General features: G+C 48.1%; 14 protein-coding genes. 10 read left to right on the top strand and 4 right to left on the bottom strand.

Going from position 1 to position 17,977, the window contains the following annotated elements; genetic code table 11:
* Positions 1-123: 123 nt before the first annotated feature.
* The 4 genes from polA (at position 124) to CAP50_RS02595 (ending at position 6,345) form a co-directional block, all read left to right on the top strand.
* The gene (gene polA / locus CAP50_RS02610; RefSeq protein ID WP_100748942.1) at positions 124-3,078 is read left to right on the top strand and encodes a DNA polymerase I; all 2,955 of its coding nucleotides are present in this window, start codon (positions 124-126) and stop codon (positions 3,076-3,078) included.
* Positions 3,079-3,380: 302 nt separating this feature from the next.
* Positions 3,381-4,547, top strand: coding sequence for a hypothetical protein (locus tag CAP50_RS02605; protein WP_193833349.1), 1,167 nt, complete (start codon positions 3,381-3,383; stop codon positions 4,545-4,547).
* A gap of 261 nt (positions 4,548-4,808) precedes the next feature.
* A complete protein-coding gene (locus CAP50_RS02600; protein WP_100748941.1) occupies positions 4,809-5,351 on the top strand; it encodes a hypothetical protein in 543 nt (180 codons plus the stop codon).
* Between the two features lie 205 nt (positions 5,352-5,556).
* A complete protein-coding gene (locus tag CAP50_RS02595; RefSeq protein ID WP_100748940.1) occupies positions 5,557-6,345 on the top strand; it encodes an SDR family NAD(P)-dependent oxidoreductase in 789 nt (262 codons plus the stop codon).
* 43 nt (positions 6,346-6,388) lie between these two features.
* On the opposite strand, the gene CAP50_RS02590 is transcribed toward CAP50_RS02595, so the two are convergent.
* Positions 6,389-7,678 (bottom strand): right-handed parallel beta-helix repeat-containing protein, encoded by a 1,290-nt coding sequence (locus CAP50_RS02590; RefSeq protein WP_100748939.1) that lies wholly within the window; start codon positions 7,676-7,678, stop codon positions 6,389-6,391.
* Positions 7,679-7,951: 273 nt separating this feature from the next.
* Here CAP50_RS02590 and CAP50_RS02585 point away from each other — a divergent pair, with 273 nt between their 5' ends.
* Positions 7,952-8,269, top strand: coding sequence for a hypothetical protein (locus tag CAP50_RS02585; RefSeq protein ID WP_100748938.1), 318 nt, complete (start codon positions 7,952-7,954; stop codon positions 8,267-8,269).
* A gap of 121 nt (positions 8,270-8,390) precedes the next feature.
* Here the strand turns inward: CAP50_RS02585 and hemH are convergent, their stop codons facing one another.
* Entirely contained in the window at positions 8,391-9,410 is a 1,020-nt protein-coding gene (hemH, locus tag CAP50_RS02580) for a ferrochelatase (protein WP_100748937.1), read from the bottom strand.
* A gap of 369 nt (positions 9,411-9,779) precedes the next feature.
* Between hemH and metX the strand changes: the two genes are divergently transcribed.
* The 4 genes from metX (at position 9,780) to trhO (ending at position 14,047) form a co-directional block, all read left to right on the top strand.
* Positions 9,780-11,102, top strand: coding sequence for a homoserine O-acetyltransferase MetX (metX, locus tag CAP50_RS02575; RefSeq protein ID WP_100748981.1), 1,323 nt, complete (start codon positions 9,780-9,782; stop codon positions 11,100-11,102).
* On the top strand, positions 11,099-11,716 hold the full coding sequence (metW, locus tag CAP50_RS02570; RefSeq protein ID WP_100748936.1) for a methionine biosynthesis protein MetW: 618 nt from the start codon (positions 11,099-11,101) through the stop codon (positions 11,714-11,716). The genes metX and metW overlap by 4 nt, the downstream gene beginning before the upstream one ends.
* 389 nt (positions 11,717-12,105) lie before the next feature.
* Entirely contained in the window at positions 12,106-12,687 is a 582-nt protein-coding gene (locus tag CAP50_RS02565) for a tetratricopeptide repeat protein (protein ID WP_100748935.1), read from the top strand.
* A 277-nt stretch (positions 12,688-12,964) separates the two neighbouring features.
* The gene (gene trhO, locus CAP50_RS02560) at positions 12,965-14,047 is read left to right on the top strand and encodes an oxygen-dependent tRNA uridine(34) hydroxylase TrhO (RefSeq protein ID WP_100748934.1); all 1,083 of its coding nucleotides are present in this window, start codon (positions 12,965-12,967) and stop codon (positions 14,045-14,047) included.
* 126 nt (positions 14,048-14,173) lie between these two features.
* Here the strand turns inward: trhO and serA are convergent, their stop codons facing one another.
* A complete protein-coding gene (gene serA / locus CAP50_RS02555) occupies positions 14,174-15,400 on the bottom strand; it encodes a phosphoglycerate dehydrogenase (protein ID WP_100748933.1) in 1,227 nt (408 codons plus the stop codon).
* A gap of 318 nt (positions 15,401-15,718) precedes the next feature.
* Here serA and CAP50_RS02550 point away from each other — a divergent pair, with 318 nt between their 5' ends.
* Positions 15,719-17,161, top strand: coding sequence for an FAD-binding oxidoreductase (locus CAP50_RS02550; RefSeq protein ID WP_100748932.1), 1,443 nt, complete (start codon positions 15,719-15,721; stop codon positions 17,159-17,161).
* Positions 17,162-17,263: 102 nt separating this feature from the next.
* Here CAP50_RS02550 and CAP50_RS02545 read toward each other — a convergent pair whose 3' ends face one another.
* Entirely contained in the window at positions 17,264-17,893 is a 630-nt protein-coding gene (locus tag CAP50_RS02545) for a BLUF domain-containing protein (protein WP_241900612.1), read from the bottom strand.
* Positions 17,894-17,977 lie beyond the last annotated feature (84 nt).

Here is a 17,977-nt window from a genome sequence, read left to right as displayed (position 1 = left end):
TCATTCATTCGGCAAGAAGGGTTTTTATCGTTATAATGAGGGTATCTTTTTACCTAATGCTTGTTTTTATCCCATATTTTATTATCCAATACCTGCTGCCAAATACTTGATAAGTGACCCTCTATGACTGACAACGACCACAACTCCCACTCGCCCATCAATCCAAATACCTTGCCAGATTTTGCCTGTATGCCCAACGTCGCAACGATGGACACCAGTCATGTGGATAAAGAGCAACCGCCTTTTATCTTGGTCGACGGCTCTTACTATCTGTTTCGCACTTATCATGCCTTGCCAAAGACCATGCAAAACTCGCAAGGCCTCATCACCAACGCCATACGCGGTACGTTAAATGCGCTATTAAAACTGATGCGCCGCTATCACCCAACCCATATGGCGGTGTGTTTTGATACCAAATCACCGACCTTTCGCCATGCGATGTCTGAGGAGTACAAAGCCAATCGCCCCAAAATGGACGTAGAGCTGGCTGAGCAGATTCCGTATATTCATAGCTTGGTTGCCGCGCTTGGGATTCCACTACTGCGTATCGAGGGCGCAGAAGCCGACGACATCATCGGTACGCTGGCCTATCGCGCCGTCGCTGAAGGGCATCACGTGGTCATCTCGACAGGTGACAAAGACATGATGCAGCTGATTAATGACTGCGTGATACTAGAAGACAGTTTTACGGGCAAGATTACTGATGGCGCAGGCGTGGTGGAAAAATTCGGGATTGAGCCGCATCAGATGATCGATTTTTTGACGTTGATGGGCGACTCATCAGATGGCATCAAAGGCGTACCGGGCATCGGCAAAAAAACCGCCAAAGATTTGCTCAATAAATACGGTAATATCGAGACCATGCTGGCCAATGTCGCCGATATCAAAGGCCGTGCTGGCAAAAACCTGGTCGAGTATGCCGATGACATTCCGTTCAACGCGCAGCTGGCCACTATCGTCACCGATTTAGAAATTGGCCAAGACTGGACCGATCTAAAAATCAATACCGACCCGTGCGCCCATATCGATGAGCTACGAGCGCTATATACTGAGCTTGAGTTTCGAAACGAGCTGGCCTCGCTTGATCATCCAAACCACCCTGCCAATGGCTCACAAAGTGTGGCGCACGCTCAGGCCGATAGTGAGTCACAAGCGCAAATCGCTAAATCCTTACAGTCAAGCACTATCGACAATATCACCGATAGCAACAGCCGCGATAGCGCATGGCACACGATTTTAGACGCGCCTGCTTTTGATAGCTTGGTCAAACGACTAGAAGCCGCACCGCACTTCGTCATCGATACCGAGACCACCAGCGTCTATTGGCGACAAGCCGAAATCGTCGGCCTGTCTTTTGCACTGCAAGCGCACGAAGCCTACTATGTACCGCTGACTCATAGCTTAGAAGGGGATGAGCTGACCGCCAAGCAGCTGGATCGCGACATGGTATTGGCGCGTTTGAAACCTATCTTAGAAAACCCAAATATCGGTAAAATCGGCCAGCACCTCAAATACGACGCTCATGTGTTAAGTCATTATGATATCGACTTGATCGGCGCGATTCACGCCAGCCCCAACAACTGGGCGATGGATACCATGCTAGCAAGCTACGTCATTAATGCTGCCATTACTCGCCACGGTATGGATGATCTGGCACGCCACTATCTACAGACGCAAACGATCAGTTTTGAAGATGTCGCGGGTAAAGGCGCCAAACAAGTCACCTTTGATCAAGTGGCCATCGATATCGCCAGCGACTATGCTTGTGAAGATGCCGATATCACTTATCAGCTGTTTGATATCTTTCATAAAAAACTGTCTGATGACGAAAATAACGCCAAACTGCTGCACGAGTTAGAGATTCCAACGGCCGAGATACTGTGCCAAATGGAAGCAAACGGTATCTTAATCAAGCGCTCGTTTTTAAATGAGCTATCAAAGCGGTTTGATGAAGAAATCATCGCGCTCGAAAAACACGCTTATGAAATTGCTGGCGAAGAATTTAACCTTGGCTCGCCAAAGCAGCTGGGTGAGATGCTGTTTGATAAGCTGGGCATCCCTGGCGGCAAAAAAACCAAGTCAGGCCAATACTCGACTGGCGAAGCGATACTGTCAAAGATTGATCACCCCTTGGTCGAGATTGTCCTTGAGTATCGCGGACTGTCTAAGCTGAAAAGCACCTATACCGATGCGCTGGCCAATGTGGCAGACGCCAAGAGCGACCGCGTACATACCAGCTATCATCAAGCGCTGACCAGTACCGGACGACTCTCATCGACGGATCCTAACTTACAAAACATCCCAATTCGCACCGCCACCGGCCGCTTGATTCGCCAAGCCTTTATCGCGCCAGCAGGTCGCGTTATCTTGGCGGCGGATTACTCACAGATTGAGCTGCGTCTGATGGCGCATTTCTCAGGCGACAAAAACTTGACGCAAGCCTTTAATGAAGGTCTGGACATTCACGCAGCCACCGCAGCAGAAGTGCTAGGTAAAGAAGTCGCTGAGGTAACTGCGACCGAGCGCCGCAACGCCAAAGCCATTAACTTTGGTCTGCTCTACGGCATGAGCGCCTTTGGCCTTGCCAAACAGCTACAGATGAGCCGCGGTGAGGCGCAAGAATATATCGACATGTACTTTGAGCGCTATCCTGGTGTCAAAGACTATATGATCAACACGCGAGCCAGCGCTTATGAGCAAGGCTATGTCGAGACGATATTGGGCCGTAAGCTCTATACTCCTGATATCACTCATAGCAACCGCATGGTCAAGCAAGGCGCTGAGCGAGCCGCGATCAACGCGCCACTACAAGGCTCTGCCGCTGATATCATCAAGCTTGCCATGATTGCTGTCGATAAGGTATTGCCCAAAGATCAAGCCAAAATGCTGCTGCAAGTCCATGATGAGTTGGTATTTGAAGTTGATAGCGATAAGGTCGATGACATTAGTCAGCTTATCACCGATGCGATGCAAGATGTGTTAACGACCACTGCGGCTGAAAAAGGCTGGCAAGTCGACTTTGCCGTACCATTGCTGGTAGAAACAGATAGCGGCGCTAATTGGGACGAGGCGCATTAATCGCCCAAAGAAGATATCGCAGCAGCTACGATAAATACTATCGAATTAGGGTGTGCTACTGTACTCTTTTTGTGGCGGATTGACTATAGCACCTATTACCATTGACCCATAAAAGGGCTGAGCGGCCTGCTTGGCCTCTTTGTGATTTGTTATTTGCTATCTTTTATTTGTCAGAATAGTTATCGCCGCTCTATAACCACATATCGATGCGCGTGACCGCATACGCCTTGTCAACTGTTGGGAAATCGGTCAATATGGCATGATTATTTTTCAATTTTGCCTACAGGCGACTATCTGCCCTCATGAAACCCTCAATCCTTACCACACCGACTCGTCATACTTTGACTTATGCTGCTTTAGCTGCGCTGAGTCTGTGCACGCCAGCGTTGGCGGATCATAGCGCCGCCATACCGGCAAAACATCAAAACACCGCCCACCCTTCATCCAGTCCTCAGGTCGGTGATGTCAACACAACAGACACAGCCTATCAACAGCTGGGCTATCAAGCACGCTCACCACTTGCCGCGCCGCAGTCCTTTGACTCCTCAGCACAATGGGGCTGGGCCGATGAGCGGCGACAAGACGCAAAAGCGCAGCTAGACGAATGGGCGCACGAAATGGACGGTTGGTTTGGTGAGCCTGACCCAAAAGCGCCTGCTACCGCGAGCCTACGGCTGGTACTAGACACGCGCTGGGCCAATGACCCACTATCAGGCAGTGATGTGAGCGTCGAGCCTCGGGTTCGTGGACGTCTACGCTTACCGGTCTTAGAGCGCCGCCTAAGCTTGATTATCGGTGATGAAGACTTGGATGACGATGATTTTTTACGACAAAGCTCGACAGGAGCGGCTTATCAAGCCAGTACCGAAAGCTCTGATAGATTAATCAATAGTAAAAAGACTCGTGAAGACAACGCCTCTATTGCGCTGCGCTGGTCACGCTTCAACGATGAGATCGAGGAGCAATTGGGCGTCAAAACAGATGTCGATGTCGGCGTACGCTCACTTGATGATCTGTATGTCAAAGTCAGTGTCGATCGAGACTGGTATCAAAACGAGAAGATACAAGTAACCACCGATAGCTTTTATCGTTATGGCCTCGATAGCGAACACTACGCCAAAGGCGGACTTACCTTGCGGTATGGCGCTGATCCAGCACGCTTTCTTAACAACCGTACTACCGTGCGCTACCGCAATCAAGACAGCAGGGAGGACACCGACTGGAGCCATGATCTAAGACAAGTCCATCAGCTCGGTGAAGAAAAGCAGCTGGCCTATGGTATTTCGACCAGTGGTTATTTTGATAAAAACAAATCACTGCTCAATAGCTATGGCCCAGCCATCACCTACCGTCAGCCGATTTGGCGGGAGTGGCTCTACGTGCAGACAGAGCTAAACTATTATAATGACAAAACAGAAAACAAAGACCACTACCCATCAGCACTATTACGCATGGAGGCACTGTTTTAGTCCGCGATAGCCCATTGCTGTCTCGCTTGGCAGCCGGCACAAGACAACTAACATGCTGCCATCTGTGAAACAGTATTGACTATTTTGTAAATATTAACAATCCATTATGACCAATTAGTTATGTTTCATAATGCCATTTATAGATAATCAAGCGTATAATAACGCTGTATCTCTATTTTATGTCTTTATTTTTCTATTACTTGTGATTGGAAGTGAGCCTTAGCGCTCGCTTTTTTTATTGCAAAATCTGGAGTCCTTATTTTGATTACAGATGGTCTTATCGAAGCCCCTGGCATTATTATATTGTTTGCTTGCTGGATACGCTGTCTACAGTATTTTCGGCGCAGTCATAGCAAAATAACTGAAGCGTTTTGGTTGGCGGCAGTGCTGGTGTTTTTTGCGGTCATACGCCGCGAGCTAAACTACTTACCCGATCTTTTTATCCCAGCTGATTTTTTATTGCTAAGCCAGCCCTATGACTGGTGGGAAGATTGTGTGCTAACCGTCGTCTACCTGATGATTGTTGGGCTGCTGGCTTACTCATGGCGCTATCTTTTGGCAGTATTAAAGCGTGTGCCCGTATCGTTATATTTGACGGTAGCGGTACTGGCACTAGTAGAATACATGGGCGAAAACATGATTGGCATACCTGAAGCCATTGGCATGGTAATCGAAGAGCTGTCAGAAACCGCCGTCTATGCCATTGCCTTGATATACCTATGGCGCTTTACGTTAAGCGACTATGACTGTCAATCAGCGCGCGCAGACCTATCGCACTCTCACGCAGTGTCGCATTCAGCATAGATATCTGATATAACCTTGGCCAAAGCCGCCGTGCCCGCGCCGCCTATCAATACTTGCCGTCAGATTTGCTATACTGGATCAACGTCCGAGCGCACATATCTCTGATATCCACTTGCTCTCGACTATCCATTACTGCTAGGGCGTGTCCTCATTTTGACAAGGGTAATAAAAATGGGGACACACCCAAATCACCGAGTCACTTATTATGAATATCTTAGTCACTGGCGCCTCACGCGGTATCGGTCTGGCCACCGCAAAAAAACTGGCAGAAAAAGGCCACAACGTCGGCCTGTTTGCGACCAATACGGCCACGCTTGAGGATGCCATCGGCGATAAAGCCTTTAAAAAAGCGCTGAAAAAAAACCGTGTCATTATCGGCAAATTAGATGTCATCCAACCTGAGCTATGGGACGACGCCATCACACAGATGATTGATCATTTTGGCAGTATCGATGCGCTAATCAATAACGCAGGCGTGTTGGTCAGTGGCACTTTGCCGACGACTGATTTGCAAGAGCAGCTGGCCTTAGTCGATGTCAATTGTAAAGGCGTGCTTATCGGCTGTCATAAGCTTGCGCCTTATTTGGCGGATAGCACCAATGGTAAAATCGTCAATGTCTCCTCGGCCTCGGCTATCTACGGCCAGCCCGAGGTTGCGGCGTATTCTGCCAGCAAGTTTTTTGTCCGTGGACTTACCGAAGGGTTAAATATCGAGTATGCTCGCCTTGGTATCAAGGTCATTGATGTCATGCCGCTGTGGGTAAAATCAGACATGACAGAGGATCTTAGTGTCACCAGTATTGAGCGCTTGGGCATCAATTTGACTGTCAATGATGTGGCAAAGACTCTGTGCAAACTGACCACCCGCCCCAATCGTAAACTCAAAAGCACGCACTACTCGGTCGGCATGCCAGCCAAAGTCTTTCAAACCCTCTCACAAGTCACGCCTGATCCTGTGATCCGCTGGGTAAATACCAAAGTGGGTGCCAAATAAAGCGCAGCCCATTTACCCATAGCTTATCGTATTATCCTGACGGCTACTCAATCTGAATGGCCGTTTTACTTGCCGCTCGAATGTCAATTGCTTGCTCTATGGCTTTATCGATAAAGGTATTGTTATAAATCAGTGTGTTTTTGATTGGCCCTGCGGCAGTGTCTTCGCGAATTTTTGAGCCAACCTGAATGGGCAAACGAACGTCGGCGGCGAATGTATTACCCCTAATCAGCGTGCCATCATCTTCTACGATGATACCTTGCTCGACTTGGGTAAACTGATTATCAATAATCTGATTGTCTTTAGCACTGTCTAAGTGATAGCTGGCAAACAGCGTTTGCTTGACTAAATACGCGCCGCATTCAAACCCTTTTAGGTTGCGTGATTGCCTTGACGCCACCCACACGCCCACTGGCTCATTTTGAAAGACATTACCGCGAATAATATTGTCACGACTCGACTCAGTACGCTTAAAGTGATTGCTGCGCGACGGGTCATCAGCATGCTCAAAGCAGTTGCGATAGAGCAAGATACTGCCTGCGCCATTGTGAAAAAATTGATTATTCTCGATACGATTGTTGCTCGATGAGTCCACCGCGATGGCTTCACGATTGGGCTTAAACGTGCGAAAACCATTACCGACAAACACAGAGTCTTTGATGACATTGTCGCGACTGCCAAACTCTAAATATAACCCAACAGTGCCAGCGTTTTGAATACGCACGTGCTCAAAGCTCACGCCGTGTGCGTGATCGCCGACGAACATGCCGCTGTTGATACTATTCTGACTGCTGACATTGATGACGCGGATATCTCTTGGGGCCAGCGCGCGATTGGCAGCAGGGTCGATAACGCCGCGCGTATAACGCTGATTGGGATGGCTATATTGGCGAATATGCAGCGCATGGCCGTAGCCTGTTATATGACAATTAGCAACGGTAATATTTTCAATAGCAGCATCCGTCTTTGGTTTAATCACGATAGCACTGGCCTTTGATGAATCATCAGCACTGGTGCTAAGCTGCGCCCCTTGACAGTCAAGCGAGCTATGAGAGTCACTGAGCTCAAAGCGTATCGACTGCCCTGTTAAGTCGCAGTTTTTACTCAGGATCTGGTGGCCTTTTATTATCACAGTTTGCTTGGGCGTCAGCTGCGCGCACTCTATCACGGCTGCGGTACTTGGTAGCTTAGCATCCATGACCAACGGCTTTTTTATAACGTCCGTTTGACTGACGGCTGGCTGATCGTCACAAGCGCTTAAACTCATCACGATTATCAGGCCGACCATGATCGATAGTACATTGACATATTTTAGGCGAGAAACAAAGGTCATATAGTCAATTCACTCTAAAAATGACATAGCGCTGCTGGGATGAATTTCGTGCAGCCTCTGTGATAACAGCACGCAAGTAAAATTTATACCAGTAGCGCGTTTAGATTTATAACAATTTTAATTTGAACTGACTATAAATAACGCTCACTGCGGGTTGTCTTACATTTTTTGAACATCCTGTGACACCTTACTACTAGTCGAGCTCGAGCTAACACGGCACACTAATCCTCATTATACAGATAAAAACCAATCATAATATAAAAGGAATGAAAGATGGATAATACAAAAACCCCGCTCCCAGAGGCGCAAGACCGTGTCGATGGCGATGACAACCAGCGAGTCGATTTAGACAATCCAATGCTGCATACGATTGATGACGATGACGTCATTGACAATAGCGCAGGGTTTGACAACTCACAAGCAGGCAGCGAGGCCACGCAAGGCCTCACACCGATGCATCGCCAAAATATCGATGAAGCCCGTGTCGATGAGGTATTGGTCGAGGACAATCTAGATGACAAGGATTATCCAGACATCGTCGATATCGCGGATACCGACGCTGCTGAGCGCAGTAACGATGATAACTTCTAACCCTATCTGCTCAGTACAGCATCAATGACATTAAACATTGATAAAAAAACACCGGACATCATGTCCGGTGTTTTATCATTCATTAAGACCAAAAGGCTTTCATTAAGATCAAAAAACTTAACTACGCCCAACCATCAAGCGTGCCCACCCAGCCTTTGACCAATGGTTTGCTAAGCGCTTCAAGTAAATCAATGTGCGCCTCATCAAGGTTAAGTGCAGGTATATAATGATACTCTTGCCCGCCAGCATTGAGGAAATTATCACGGTTTTCAATCGCCAGCTCTTCTAGCGTCTCTAGACAATCAGCAGAAAATGCAGGACTGATGACCTGCACCGAGCGCACGCCAGACTGACCCCACTCCTCTAGTACCACATCGGTATATGGCTTGACCCATTCTTGTTTGCCAAAACGCGACTGAAAGCTGATGATCCATTCATCATCTCTCAAACCTAGCGCATGGGCCACTTGGGCGGCAGTACACTTACAGCGCTTTGGATACGGATCTCCCTTGTCCGCATACGGCTGCGGGATACCGTGAAAACTAAACATCAGCTTATCAGGTTTGCCATGCTCTGCCTGAAAGCGACGAATCGAGTCTGCTAGTGCCTGAATATACAGCGGATGGGCAAAGTAGTCCTTCACAATGGTATAGTTGGGCAAATTGCGCTGCGTCAGCGTCCATTTGGTCAACGCATCATAGACAGCACCGCCTGAGGTGGCAGAGTACTGCGGAAACAATGGCAAAATGACAAAGTGATCCACGCCCTCATGGCGTAGATTGTCCATCACCTCAGGCAGACCAGGATTGCCATAGCTCATCGCCGCATGTACCGACACACGAAACGGCGCTGCGCTATCAGCCAGACGCGGCTCTAATAACGCCACTTGGCCGTTTAATATCTTGCGGATCGGCGAGTCGCCCTCCCAGATACTGGCATAAGCTTTTGCGACGCGCTTCGGCCGACTAGGCAAGACAAACAAGTTAAGAATAATGGCCCACAAAAACTTAGGGATTTCAATAACCCGAGGGTCTGATAAAAACTGTTTGAGATAACGACGGACAGCAGGCGCTGTCGGCTCATCAGGAGTCCCGAGGTTGACCAATAAGACGGCGATACGTGGCGGCAGTTTAGGTTTCATAAAAGTCGTGTGTGATTCATAAGTGATAAAAAGGATTGTGAAGGCATTATTCATTTAGCATCTGATTAGTGTAGCATTTTATCGCCAAAAAACGCATGATGAAGGCCGTCTTTATACAATTTGCTACGCAGGTCAAATAAAGACGGCGTACGGAGGTTGTACTCCTACGCCCATCGCCATACAATAGAGCCAACCATCACCAAAACCGTATAAAGACATACATGCTATTTTGCTTGTGTGGCTGGTGATTTTATTGACGCTTAATTGACGCTTATTTATAGATGATTGTTGTCTTGCGAGGTAGCTTTGAACGCACGCTCTGATAGTACCAGTGACCAACTCCCAACAGATACACTCGACCCACAAGGCTTGACCGATCAGGCAGGCTCAGTCGGAATCGTCACGCCCGAAAAAATCCATTTTGCCGAGCCGCTTACCCTTGAGTGCAATCGCACCTTGCCGTCTTTTGATTTGATGGTAGAGACTTACGGCACGCTCAATCAAGACAAATCAAATGCTATTTTGATTTGCCATGCCTTGTCTGGCAGCCATCATGCGGCAGGGTATTATAGTCATGATGATAAAAAAGCGGGCTGGTGGGACAATATGATCGGACCCAACAAAGCCATCGACACCAATCAGTTTTATGTGGTGTGCGTCAATAATATCGGCAGCTGCTTTGGCTCGACAGGCCCCACCACCATCAACCCTGATACCCTCGATCAAGCTGATGGCAGCGAGCCACAAGTCTATGGCCCTGACTTTCCACTGATTACCATCAAAGACTGGGTCAAAACCCAAGCGCTGCTTTCAGACCGCTTAGGCATCGATGTCTGGCATGCCATCGTCGGCGGCTCTATGGGCGGTATGCAAGCGCTGCAATGGTCGGTCGACTATCCAGACCGGCTAAAACGCTGCGTCATTATTGCCAGCACGCCCAAGCTATCGGCACAAAACATCGCCTTTAACGAAGTCGCTCGTCAGTCCATTCTCTCTGACCCAGACTTCAAAGACGGCCGCTATATACAAGCCGGCACTTATCCACGCCGCGGCCTGATATTGGCACGTATGGTCGGTCATATCACCTACTTAACCGATGATGCGATGAAGGCCAAATTTGGCCGAGATCTAAAATCGGGCAAGTTTATGTACGGCTATGATGTCGAGTTCCAAGTAGAAAGCTATCTGCGCTATCAAGGCGAGCGCTTTAGCAAAAACTTCGATGCCAATACCTATTTGCTCATGACCAAAGCCTTAGATTATTTTGATCCTACGCGCGACTATGCTAATTATGCGAATACTGCCGACGACACAGCCATCGATGATAGTCTGGCTACCAGCATCAATAACGAGCACACAGGTAGCACAGGTAGCGACCATACTGCTGAGCACAACGACGATACCGACAGCCAGCTTGAGCTGAGCGCCTTAAAAGCCGCCCTTGCCCATACCAAGTGCCAATATCTGGTGGTGTCGTTTACCACTGATTGGCGCTTTGCCCCTGAGCGCTCACAAGAAATCGTGGACGCCCTGATGGCCACAGGCAAGCCGGTCAGCTATATCAATGTCGACGCCCCACATGGTCATGATTCGTTTTTATTTGATATCCCCCGTTATATGGGCGCGGTCAAAGGCTTTTTGACCGCCCCTTTTATGACCACTAACGTGACCGGCACAGGAGAACGCTCATGAGAATGGACCATCAGTTGGCTGAGCGCTGGATCGCGCCGCAATCGCATGTACTGGATTTGGGCTGTGGTAATGGTGAGCTGCTCGCGCATTTACAGCAAAAACTGGGCGTGACAGGTTATGGCCTAGAGATTGATGAAGACAAAATCAATGAAGCCATCAGCAAGGGTCTCTCTATCGTCGAGCAAGATCTCAACGATGGGCTGGCGCGCTTTGCTGACGACAGCTTTGACACCGTCGTCATGGCACGGGCGCTCCAAGCGGTCAAAGCCCCCGACGTTTTGCTGCTCGATATGCTACGTGTGGCCCGTGAAGCGGTCATCACCTTTCCCAACTTTGCCCATTGGCAAAACCGTATTCACCTTGGACTAAAAGGCCTGATGCCTGTTTCAGAAGCCCTGCCTTATGAGTGGTACAACACCCCAAACATTCATTTGTGTACTTTTAAAGACTTTGAGCAGCTGTGTGCTGAGCATGATATTCATATCATCAACCGCTTTGCTGTTAGCGACTCAGAAAAAGGCCATTCACCGCTGATGACATCTTTAATCCGTCAAGCACCCAACCTCTTGGCAGATGTCGCTATCTATCGCGTCACCAAACGAAAGCCTGCATAATATTCAAAAACCAAACGGCCTAATACTCCCTGTCTGATTTTTATAAAATGATTGATTTATTCTTACACGCAAGTAACTCTATGATTTTATTGAAGACACTCAGGTATAATCGGCCATGATTTCTTGTAATTAGTATTTGAGTTTCGTAAGTGTGGGTGTTAAGCTAGAAAAATAATGTCACTGACACCCGTATTTGCACCGTTCGTCTGTGGGGCTTGACAGCAACTGCTGAACAGATGATTAGGTAAAGGGCTCACTATACTTGATGGATGGTTTGGGACGTTTGGATAATACGTCATTGATACGACGCTCCCTTATCATTAGCGCCGCCTAAGACACTTTAGCGGTACAATTTTTTTGCTTATTAACTGTCTAATTTTGGAGCTGCTATGAAACTATTAAAAGCTGCGTTGTTTACTGCCTTATTTTCTTACGCAGGTCTTGCCAATGCTGAGTTAATATCAAACGTACCGCTTGATACCTCACGTTTTGAGCTGATGCCTGTCAGTGAGCTGTCCAACCGTGCGGCGCAAGGGAATGACCATGCGCAGTTTTACTTAGCCAAGCGCCTACAAAAAGGCGAAGGCGTGGCGCAAAACACTCAGCAAGCCATTCAGTGGTATACCAAAGCCGCGCAGCAAGGTGTTGCCCCAGCCCAGCTAAATCTAGCCATCATGTATCTACGCGGTGAAGGCGTGAAACCCAATCTTCAGCAAGCACGCCACTGGTTAGAAAAAGCGGCCATGCGTGGTGACAATCGCGCCAGCTACACGCTAGCCTTGCTCGATGAAAAACAAAAGAATTTGGTCGATGCCTATAAATGGTATGATTTGGCTGCCCGTGACGGTATGCTCGATGAAAAAGTACGCAACAAAGCCCGTGGCAAAATCGGTCAGCTGGCGTTGAACCTATCCAGCTCAGATATCGCCAATGCTCGTAGCCAAGCGGATCGTTGGTTCCAAAGCAAATAGCTTTTACACCGATTCTCTCAGTGATTAAAATCCAGCCGATGCGCTGGATTTTTTGTTCTTTTTAGAGCGACTATCGAGCCGTTTCAGAGACAGATAACTCTCCTTAAAATCGTATCAATCACAACACAGCCCTTCTCACAAAACCTTCAAAACACCAGTAAAATTTGCTACACTACGCGCGCACCTGCCAATTCCACAATTGCGCTAGTGTTATCTATCTCACAAATACCTTAAACCACATGCACTAGGTTTGCGACCTAGCCCGCAGGAGACCACCATGAGTACCACTCAAGACAGCCATACCCAACACAACACCCAAAGCAGTACGGCAGCTGAAAACAACGCCGCACCGGCCTACGATAGCGTCACCAATAATATCGTCGTCGCTGCACTTTATAAATTTACCCGCTTTGCTGACTTTGCGCAGTACCGTGAGCCGATCTTAAACACCATGCTGGACAATGACGTCAAAGGCACTTTATTGCTGGCCAATGAAGGCATTAACGGTACGATTTCTGGTAGCCGTCAAGGCATTGATACGGTCCTTGATTATTTGCGTAGCATCGAAGCGATTGGTCGTTTTGAGTTTAAAGAGTCTTATACCGACGCCCAGCCTTTTTATCGTACCAAGGTCAAGCTCAAAAAAGAAATCGTCACCATGGGCGTAGAAGATATCGATCCACTGCAATCTGTCGGCCGCTACGTCAAGCCGAGCGAATGGAATGCGCTGATCTCTGATCCTGACGTGCTCCTAATCGACACCCGCAACGACTACGAAGTACAGATTGGCACCTTTCAAAACGCCGTCAACCCACATACCGAAACCTTCCGTGAGTTTCCAGAATATGTGGCAAAAGAGCTCGATCCAACCAAACACAAAAAAGTGGCGATGTTTTGTACCGGCGGTATTCGCTGTGAGAAGTCCACGGCCTATATGCGTGAGCAAGGCTTTGAGGAGGTCTATCATTTAGAAGGCGGTATCTTAAAATACCTAGAAGAAATCCCTGCCAGTGACTCTATGTGGCAAGGCGACTGCTTTGTCTTTGACAATCGTGTGTCAGTCAATCACAACTTAGAAAAAGGTAACTACGAGCAGTGCTTTGCTTGCCGTATGCCGATTACAGCCGAGGACATGCAAAGCGCCGCCTATATCAAAGGTGAGTCGTGCCCGCATTGTATCGACAAAGCGACTGAGGAACAAAAGGCTCGATTCCGTGAGCGCGAACATCAAATGCAGCTGGCCAAAAAACGTGGTGAAGCGCATATTGGTAGCGATGTGATGGACATCATCGAAAAGCGTAAAGCGGCTAAAATTGAAGCGCGCCGCCAAGCAGAAGCGGCCAATAAAGCCAAAGCCTAATCGGTTGACAACATACCCTGCTTTAAATGTTAGACGTTTAAACGATTAGCCATAAAAAAGAGATGCCCTATTCATAGAGCATCTCTTTTTTTGTATCAGTTTAACATCAAACGATCAGGGTTAATGTTAGAACAAGATACGCACGCGAATGGTCTCTTCAACGTCTTTTAGTTGATCAAGCGCAGCGGTTGAATCGTTATAATCCACATCCATCACGAGATAACCAACGTCGCCTTCTGTCATCAGGCTCTGCGCCAAGATGTTGATATGCGCCTCGGCGAACAGACGGTTGATCTGTGACAGTACGCCTGGCACGTTTTTATGGATATGTAGCAGACGATGTGAGCCTTCTTTAAACGGTATAGAAACCTCTGGGAAGTTCACCGCGGTCGCTGTATCACCTTGATCTGAGTATCTGACAAACTTATCGGCCACTTCAAGACCGATATTGGCCTGCGCTTCTTGGGTTGAGCCACCGATATGCGGTGTCAAGATCACATTGTCAAACTTACGTAGTGGTGATTCAAACTCTTCGTCCGCTGATTTTGGCTCTTTTGGAAACACATCAACCGCAGCGCCCAAAAGCTTACCAGACTCAAGCGCGGCTGCCAAATCATCAATCTCTACGCAAGTACCACGAGCGGCGTTGATAAAGTAGCTGCCGTCTTTCATGTGTGCAAACTGCTCAGCGCCCATCATGTAGCGGGTGCTTGGGACGTCAGGCACATGCAAGGTGACGATATCAGCAGTCGATAGCAGCTCTTCTAGGCTACCCACTTGTACGGCGTTGCCCAGTGGAAGTTTGGTCACGACATCATGATAGATGACTTTCATACCAAAGCTTTCGGCCAGTACAGACAACTGCGAGCCGATAGAGCCATAACCGACGATACCGATGGTTTTGCCGCGTACTTCATGCGAGTTGGTGGCAGACTTACCCCAGCCGCCGCGATGAACGGTGGCGTTTTTTTCTGGAATGCCGCGATATAGCATGATGGCTTCTGCCAATACCAGCTCAGCCACCGAGCGGGTGTTCGAGTATGGCGCGTTAAAGACGGGGATACCTAGGTCGCGAGCCGCGTCTAGATCGACTTGGTTGGTACCGATACAAAAACAGCCGATACCGATGAGCTTGTGCGCATGCTCCAGCACTTCACGGGTCAGCTGCGTACGCGAACGAATACCGATAAAATGCGCATCTTTGATTTTTTCGATCAGCTCATCTTGATCTAAGGCGTGACTGATATTTTCGATGTTGTGGTAGCCCGCGTCTTTTAATACTTTTAGGGCATTGTCGTGCAGACCTTCAAGCAATAAAAAACGAATTTTGTCTTTTTCTAATGATAACGCCATATGAGAACTGTCCTATGATTGTCTTATAAGATTATCTGCTCGATAATCTATGATGGGTGAAACGAAAACAGTCCAGATATCTTACACAAAATTCCGTCTCGATGTTAGCAGATTAGATGAATTATTGATTATCTAGCCTGAAAACTATTTATGCTATAGTAAACTCTGGTAGCGACACGCTGCCAAACTGGGTTGAACTGTTTTTTTTGAGGGACCTCCCCTTATATAAACATACTTATAACTGCCGCGTTATATCCATTTAGCGATATAATAATCCCCTTTATGCATAGTACTTACCGTTTATACCGAGAGTTGACCATGACTTCTTTATCTAGCCAAAGCCCGTCTAACCCTAGTACCGCCGCCGTCCAAAGCCTTTTAGACTGTTTGCTTACAAGCCATCAGTTTGACCCAGCCCAAATCAAAACCGACCCTGAAAGCCTTGAGTATTGGGGCAAAGACTGGACCAAACACTTCGCCCCAGCCGCCTCTGCCATCGTCTTTCCAAAGACCACCGAACAAGTACAAGCCATCGTCCTGCTTGCCAATGAGCACAACATCGTCCTCACCCCCAGTGGTGGCCGTACCGGTCTGTCGGCAGGTGCCGTTGCCGCCAATGGCGAAATCGTCGTCAGCATGGACAAAATGAACCAAATCGGCACCTTTTATCCTGCCGATCGTATGGTCGAGATTGAAGCCGGCGTCATCACCGAACAGCTGCAACAGTTCGCAGAGTCAAAAGACCTATACTACCCTGTCGACTTTGCCTCAGCAGGCTCCAGTCAAATCGGCGGCAACATCGGCACCAACGCCGGCGGCATCAAGGTCATCCGCTATGGCATGACCCGTCAGTGGATCATGGGGCTCACCGTCGTCACTGGTAAAGGGGATATCTTGCAGCTCAACCGCGGCATGATAAAAAACGCCACCGGCTATGACTTGCGTCAGCTGTTTATCGGTAGTGAAGGCACCCTAGGTTTTGTCACTCATGCCCAAATCAAGCTTGAGCGTCAGCCGCAAGACTTAAACGTCATGGTACTGGGCATGGACAGCTTTAATGATGTTATGAATGTGCTATCCGCCTTTCAAGCGCAGATTGATCTGACCGCCTTTGAATTCTTTGATGACGTCGCCATCGATAAACTCATGGCGCACGGTCAAGTACAAGAGCCTTTTGAATCTCGCACCAAGTTTTATACCTTACTTGAGTTTGAAGCGCCCTATGAGCCTATCATGGATAAAGCCATGGCCATCTTTGAGCATTGTATGACTGAAGGCTGGGTCGTCGATGGCGTCATGAGCCAAAGTCTGGCGCAAGCGGCAGAGCTGTGGAAGCTGCGTGAGTATATCTCTGAGACCATCTCAGTCTTTACCCCTTATAAGAACGATGTGTCAGTACTCATCAGCTATGTGCCAGAGTTTATCGCTGAGATTGATCATATCGTCGCCAGCAACTATCCAGACTTTGAGGTGTGCTGGTTTGGTCATATCGGCGATGGCAATTTGCATCTTAATATTCTAAAACCTGAAAACATGAGCAAAGATGATTTCTTTAGTGAGTGTCAAATTGTCAATAAATACGTGTTTGAGACGGTACAAAAATACGGCGGCTCGGTGTCTGCAGAGCATGGGGTGGGTATGACGAAAAAACCGTATCTACACTATAGCCGCAGTGAGACTGAGATTGCGTATTTACGTGAGATTAAGAAGGTGTTTGATCCCAATAATATTATGAATCGTGGTAAGGTGTTTGATGTGTAAGAGGTTTTTTATAAAAACAGCCCATCTATAACCATAAAAAATGACGCTAAACCTCAGAGTTTAGCATCATTTTTCTATTATCTTTTAGCACAATAGCACCGCTTATAAATATAACAGCACCAAACCAACGATTAATAGCACACTTAAAAACCCTTGCACCACTAAAAATGCTTGATGCGGGGCGGCGATATGACGCACTATATTGCCCAGCGCATTATAAGTAATACCAGCGGCTTTGATATGGGGCGGGCTATCAAAGGTTTTGATGAGTTGTAAAAACTGCTCGGTACGCTCAGGCGACCAGCCGTGCGGCGCAAATGGCAGATACGGTGACAACTGCGCCGCTTGCTGCTTGGTGGCAGGCGACCAAAGCCAGCGCTCCAAAAAAAGCAAACGCATGCGCCAGTCAGCAAAGCGGCGGCCACTTACCTGCCGTACCAGCAGCACCTCGACATGTTTGTGGCGATGATCGGCAAAGATACGCTGTGTCAGCGCCGCTACTTCGGCCTTCTCGCCTTCAATACATTGCAAAAAATGGCCATTGCCATAACAGAGCGTACCGGTGATACCATGCTGCTCATTAAAATCTTGCGCATGGCCTTCTACTTCATCAAATATCGAGGCGCTTAAGCGCGAGCGCAGCGTCAGACTACTGACATACACCAACTGTACCAACGCATCATCTGCGATGTTCTCTAGTTGGCTAAATGCAGTGGTATGAGTGAGGGGCATAATAAAAATCCTAAAGGGGCACTTGTGCCGATAACCGAAGCAAATAAGCCAAACAAGACGCTGCCTGAATGATAACAATAGATG

This window comes from Psychrobacter sp. L7 (assembly GCF_002810365.1).
Classification (GTDB): domain Bacteria; phylum Pseudomonadota; class Gammaproteobacteria; order Pseudomonadales; family Moraxellaceae; genus Psychrobacter; species Psychrobacter celer.
Note: the sequence above shows the minus strand (reverse complement) of the source record. Positions and strands in the feature narration are given on the sequence as shown.

Bases quoted from the DNA above. Each gene is read 5' to 3' on its own strand.
- polA (WP_100748942.1), top strand. From the start codon at position 124: ATGACTGACAACGACCACAACTCCCACTCGCCCATCAATCCAAATACC.
- CAP50_RS02605 (WP_193833349.1), top strand. From the start codon at position 3,381: ATGAAACCCTCAATCCTTACCACACCGACTCGTCATACTTTGACTTAT.
- CAP50_RS02595 (WP_100748940.1), top strand. From the start codon at position 5,557: ATGAATATCTTAGTCACTGGCGCCTCACGCGGTATCGGTCTGGCCACC.
- CAP50_RS02590 (WP_100748939.1), bottom strand. From the start codon at position 7,678: ATGACCTTTGTTTCTCGCCTAAAATATGTCAATGTACTATCGATCATG.
- CAP50_RS02585 (WP_100748938.1), top strand. From the start codon at position 7,952: ATGGATAATACAAAAACCCCGCTCCCAGAGGCGCAAGACCGTGTCGAT.
- hemH (WP_100748937.1), bottom strand. From the start codon at position 9,410: ATGAAACCTAAACTGCCGCCACGTATCGCCGTCTTATTGGTCAACCTC.
- metW (WP_100748936.1), top strand. From the start codon at position 11,099: ATGAGAATGGACCATCAGTTGGCTGAGCGCTGGATCGCGCCGCAATCG.
- CAP50_RS02565 (WP_100748935.1), top strand. From the start codon at position 12,106: ATGAAACTATTAAAAGCTGCGTTGTTTACTGCCTTATTTTCTTACGCA.
- trhO (WP_100748934.1), top strand. From the start codon at position 12,965: ATGAGTACCACTCAAGACAGCCATACCCAACACAACACCCAAAGCAGT.
- serA (WP_100748933.1), bottom strand. From the start codon at position 15,400: ATGGCGTTATCATTAGAAAAAGACAAAATTCGTTTTTTATTGCTTGAA.
- CAP50_RS02550 (WP_100748932.1), top strand. From the start codon at position 15,719: ATGACTTCTTTATCTAGCCAAAGCCCGTCTAACCCTAGTACCGCCGCC.
- CAP50_RS02545 (WP_241900612.1), bottom strand. From the start codon at position 17,893: ATGCCCCTCACTCATACCACTGCATTTAGCCAACTAGAGAACATCGCA.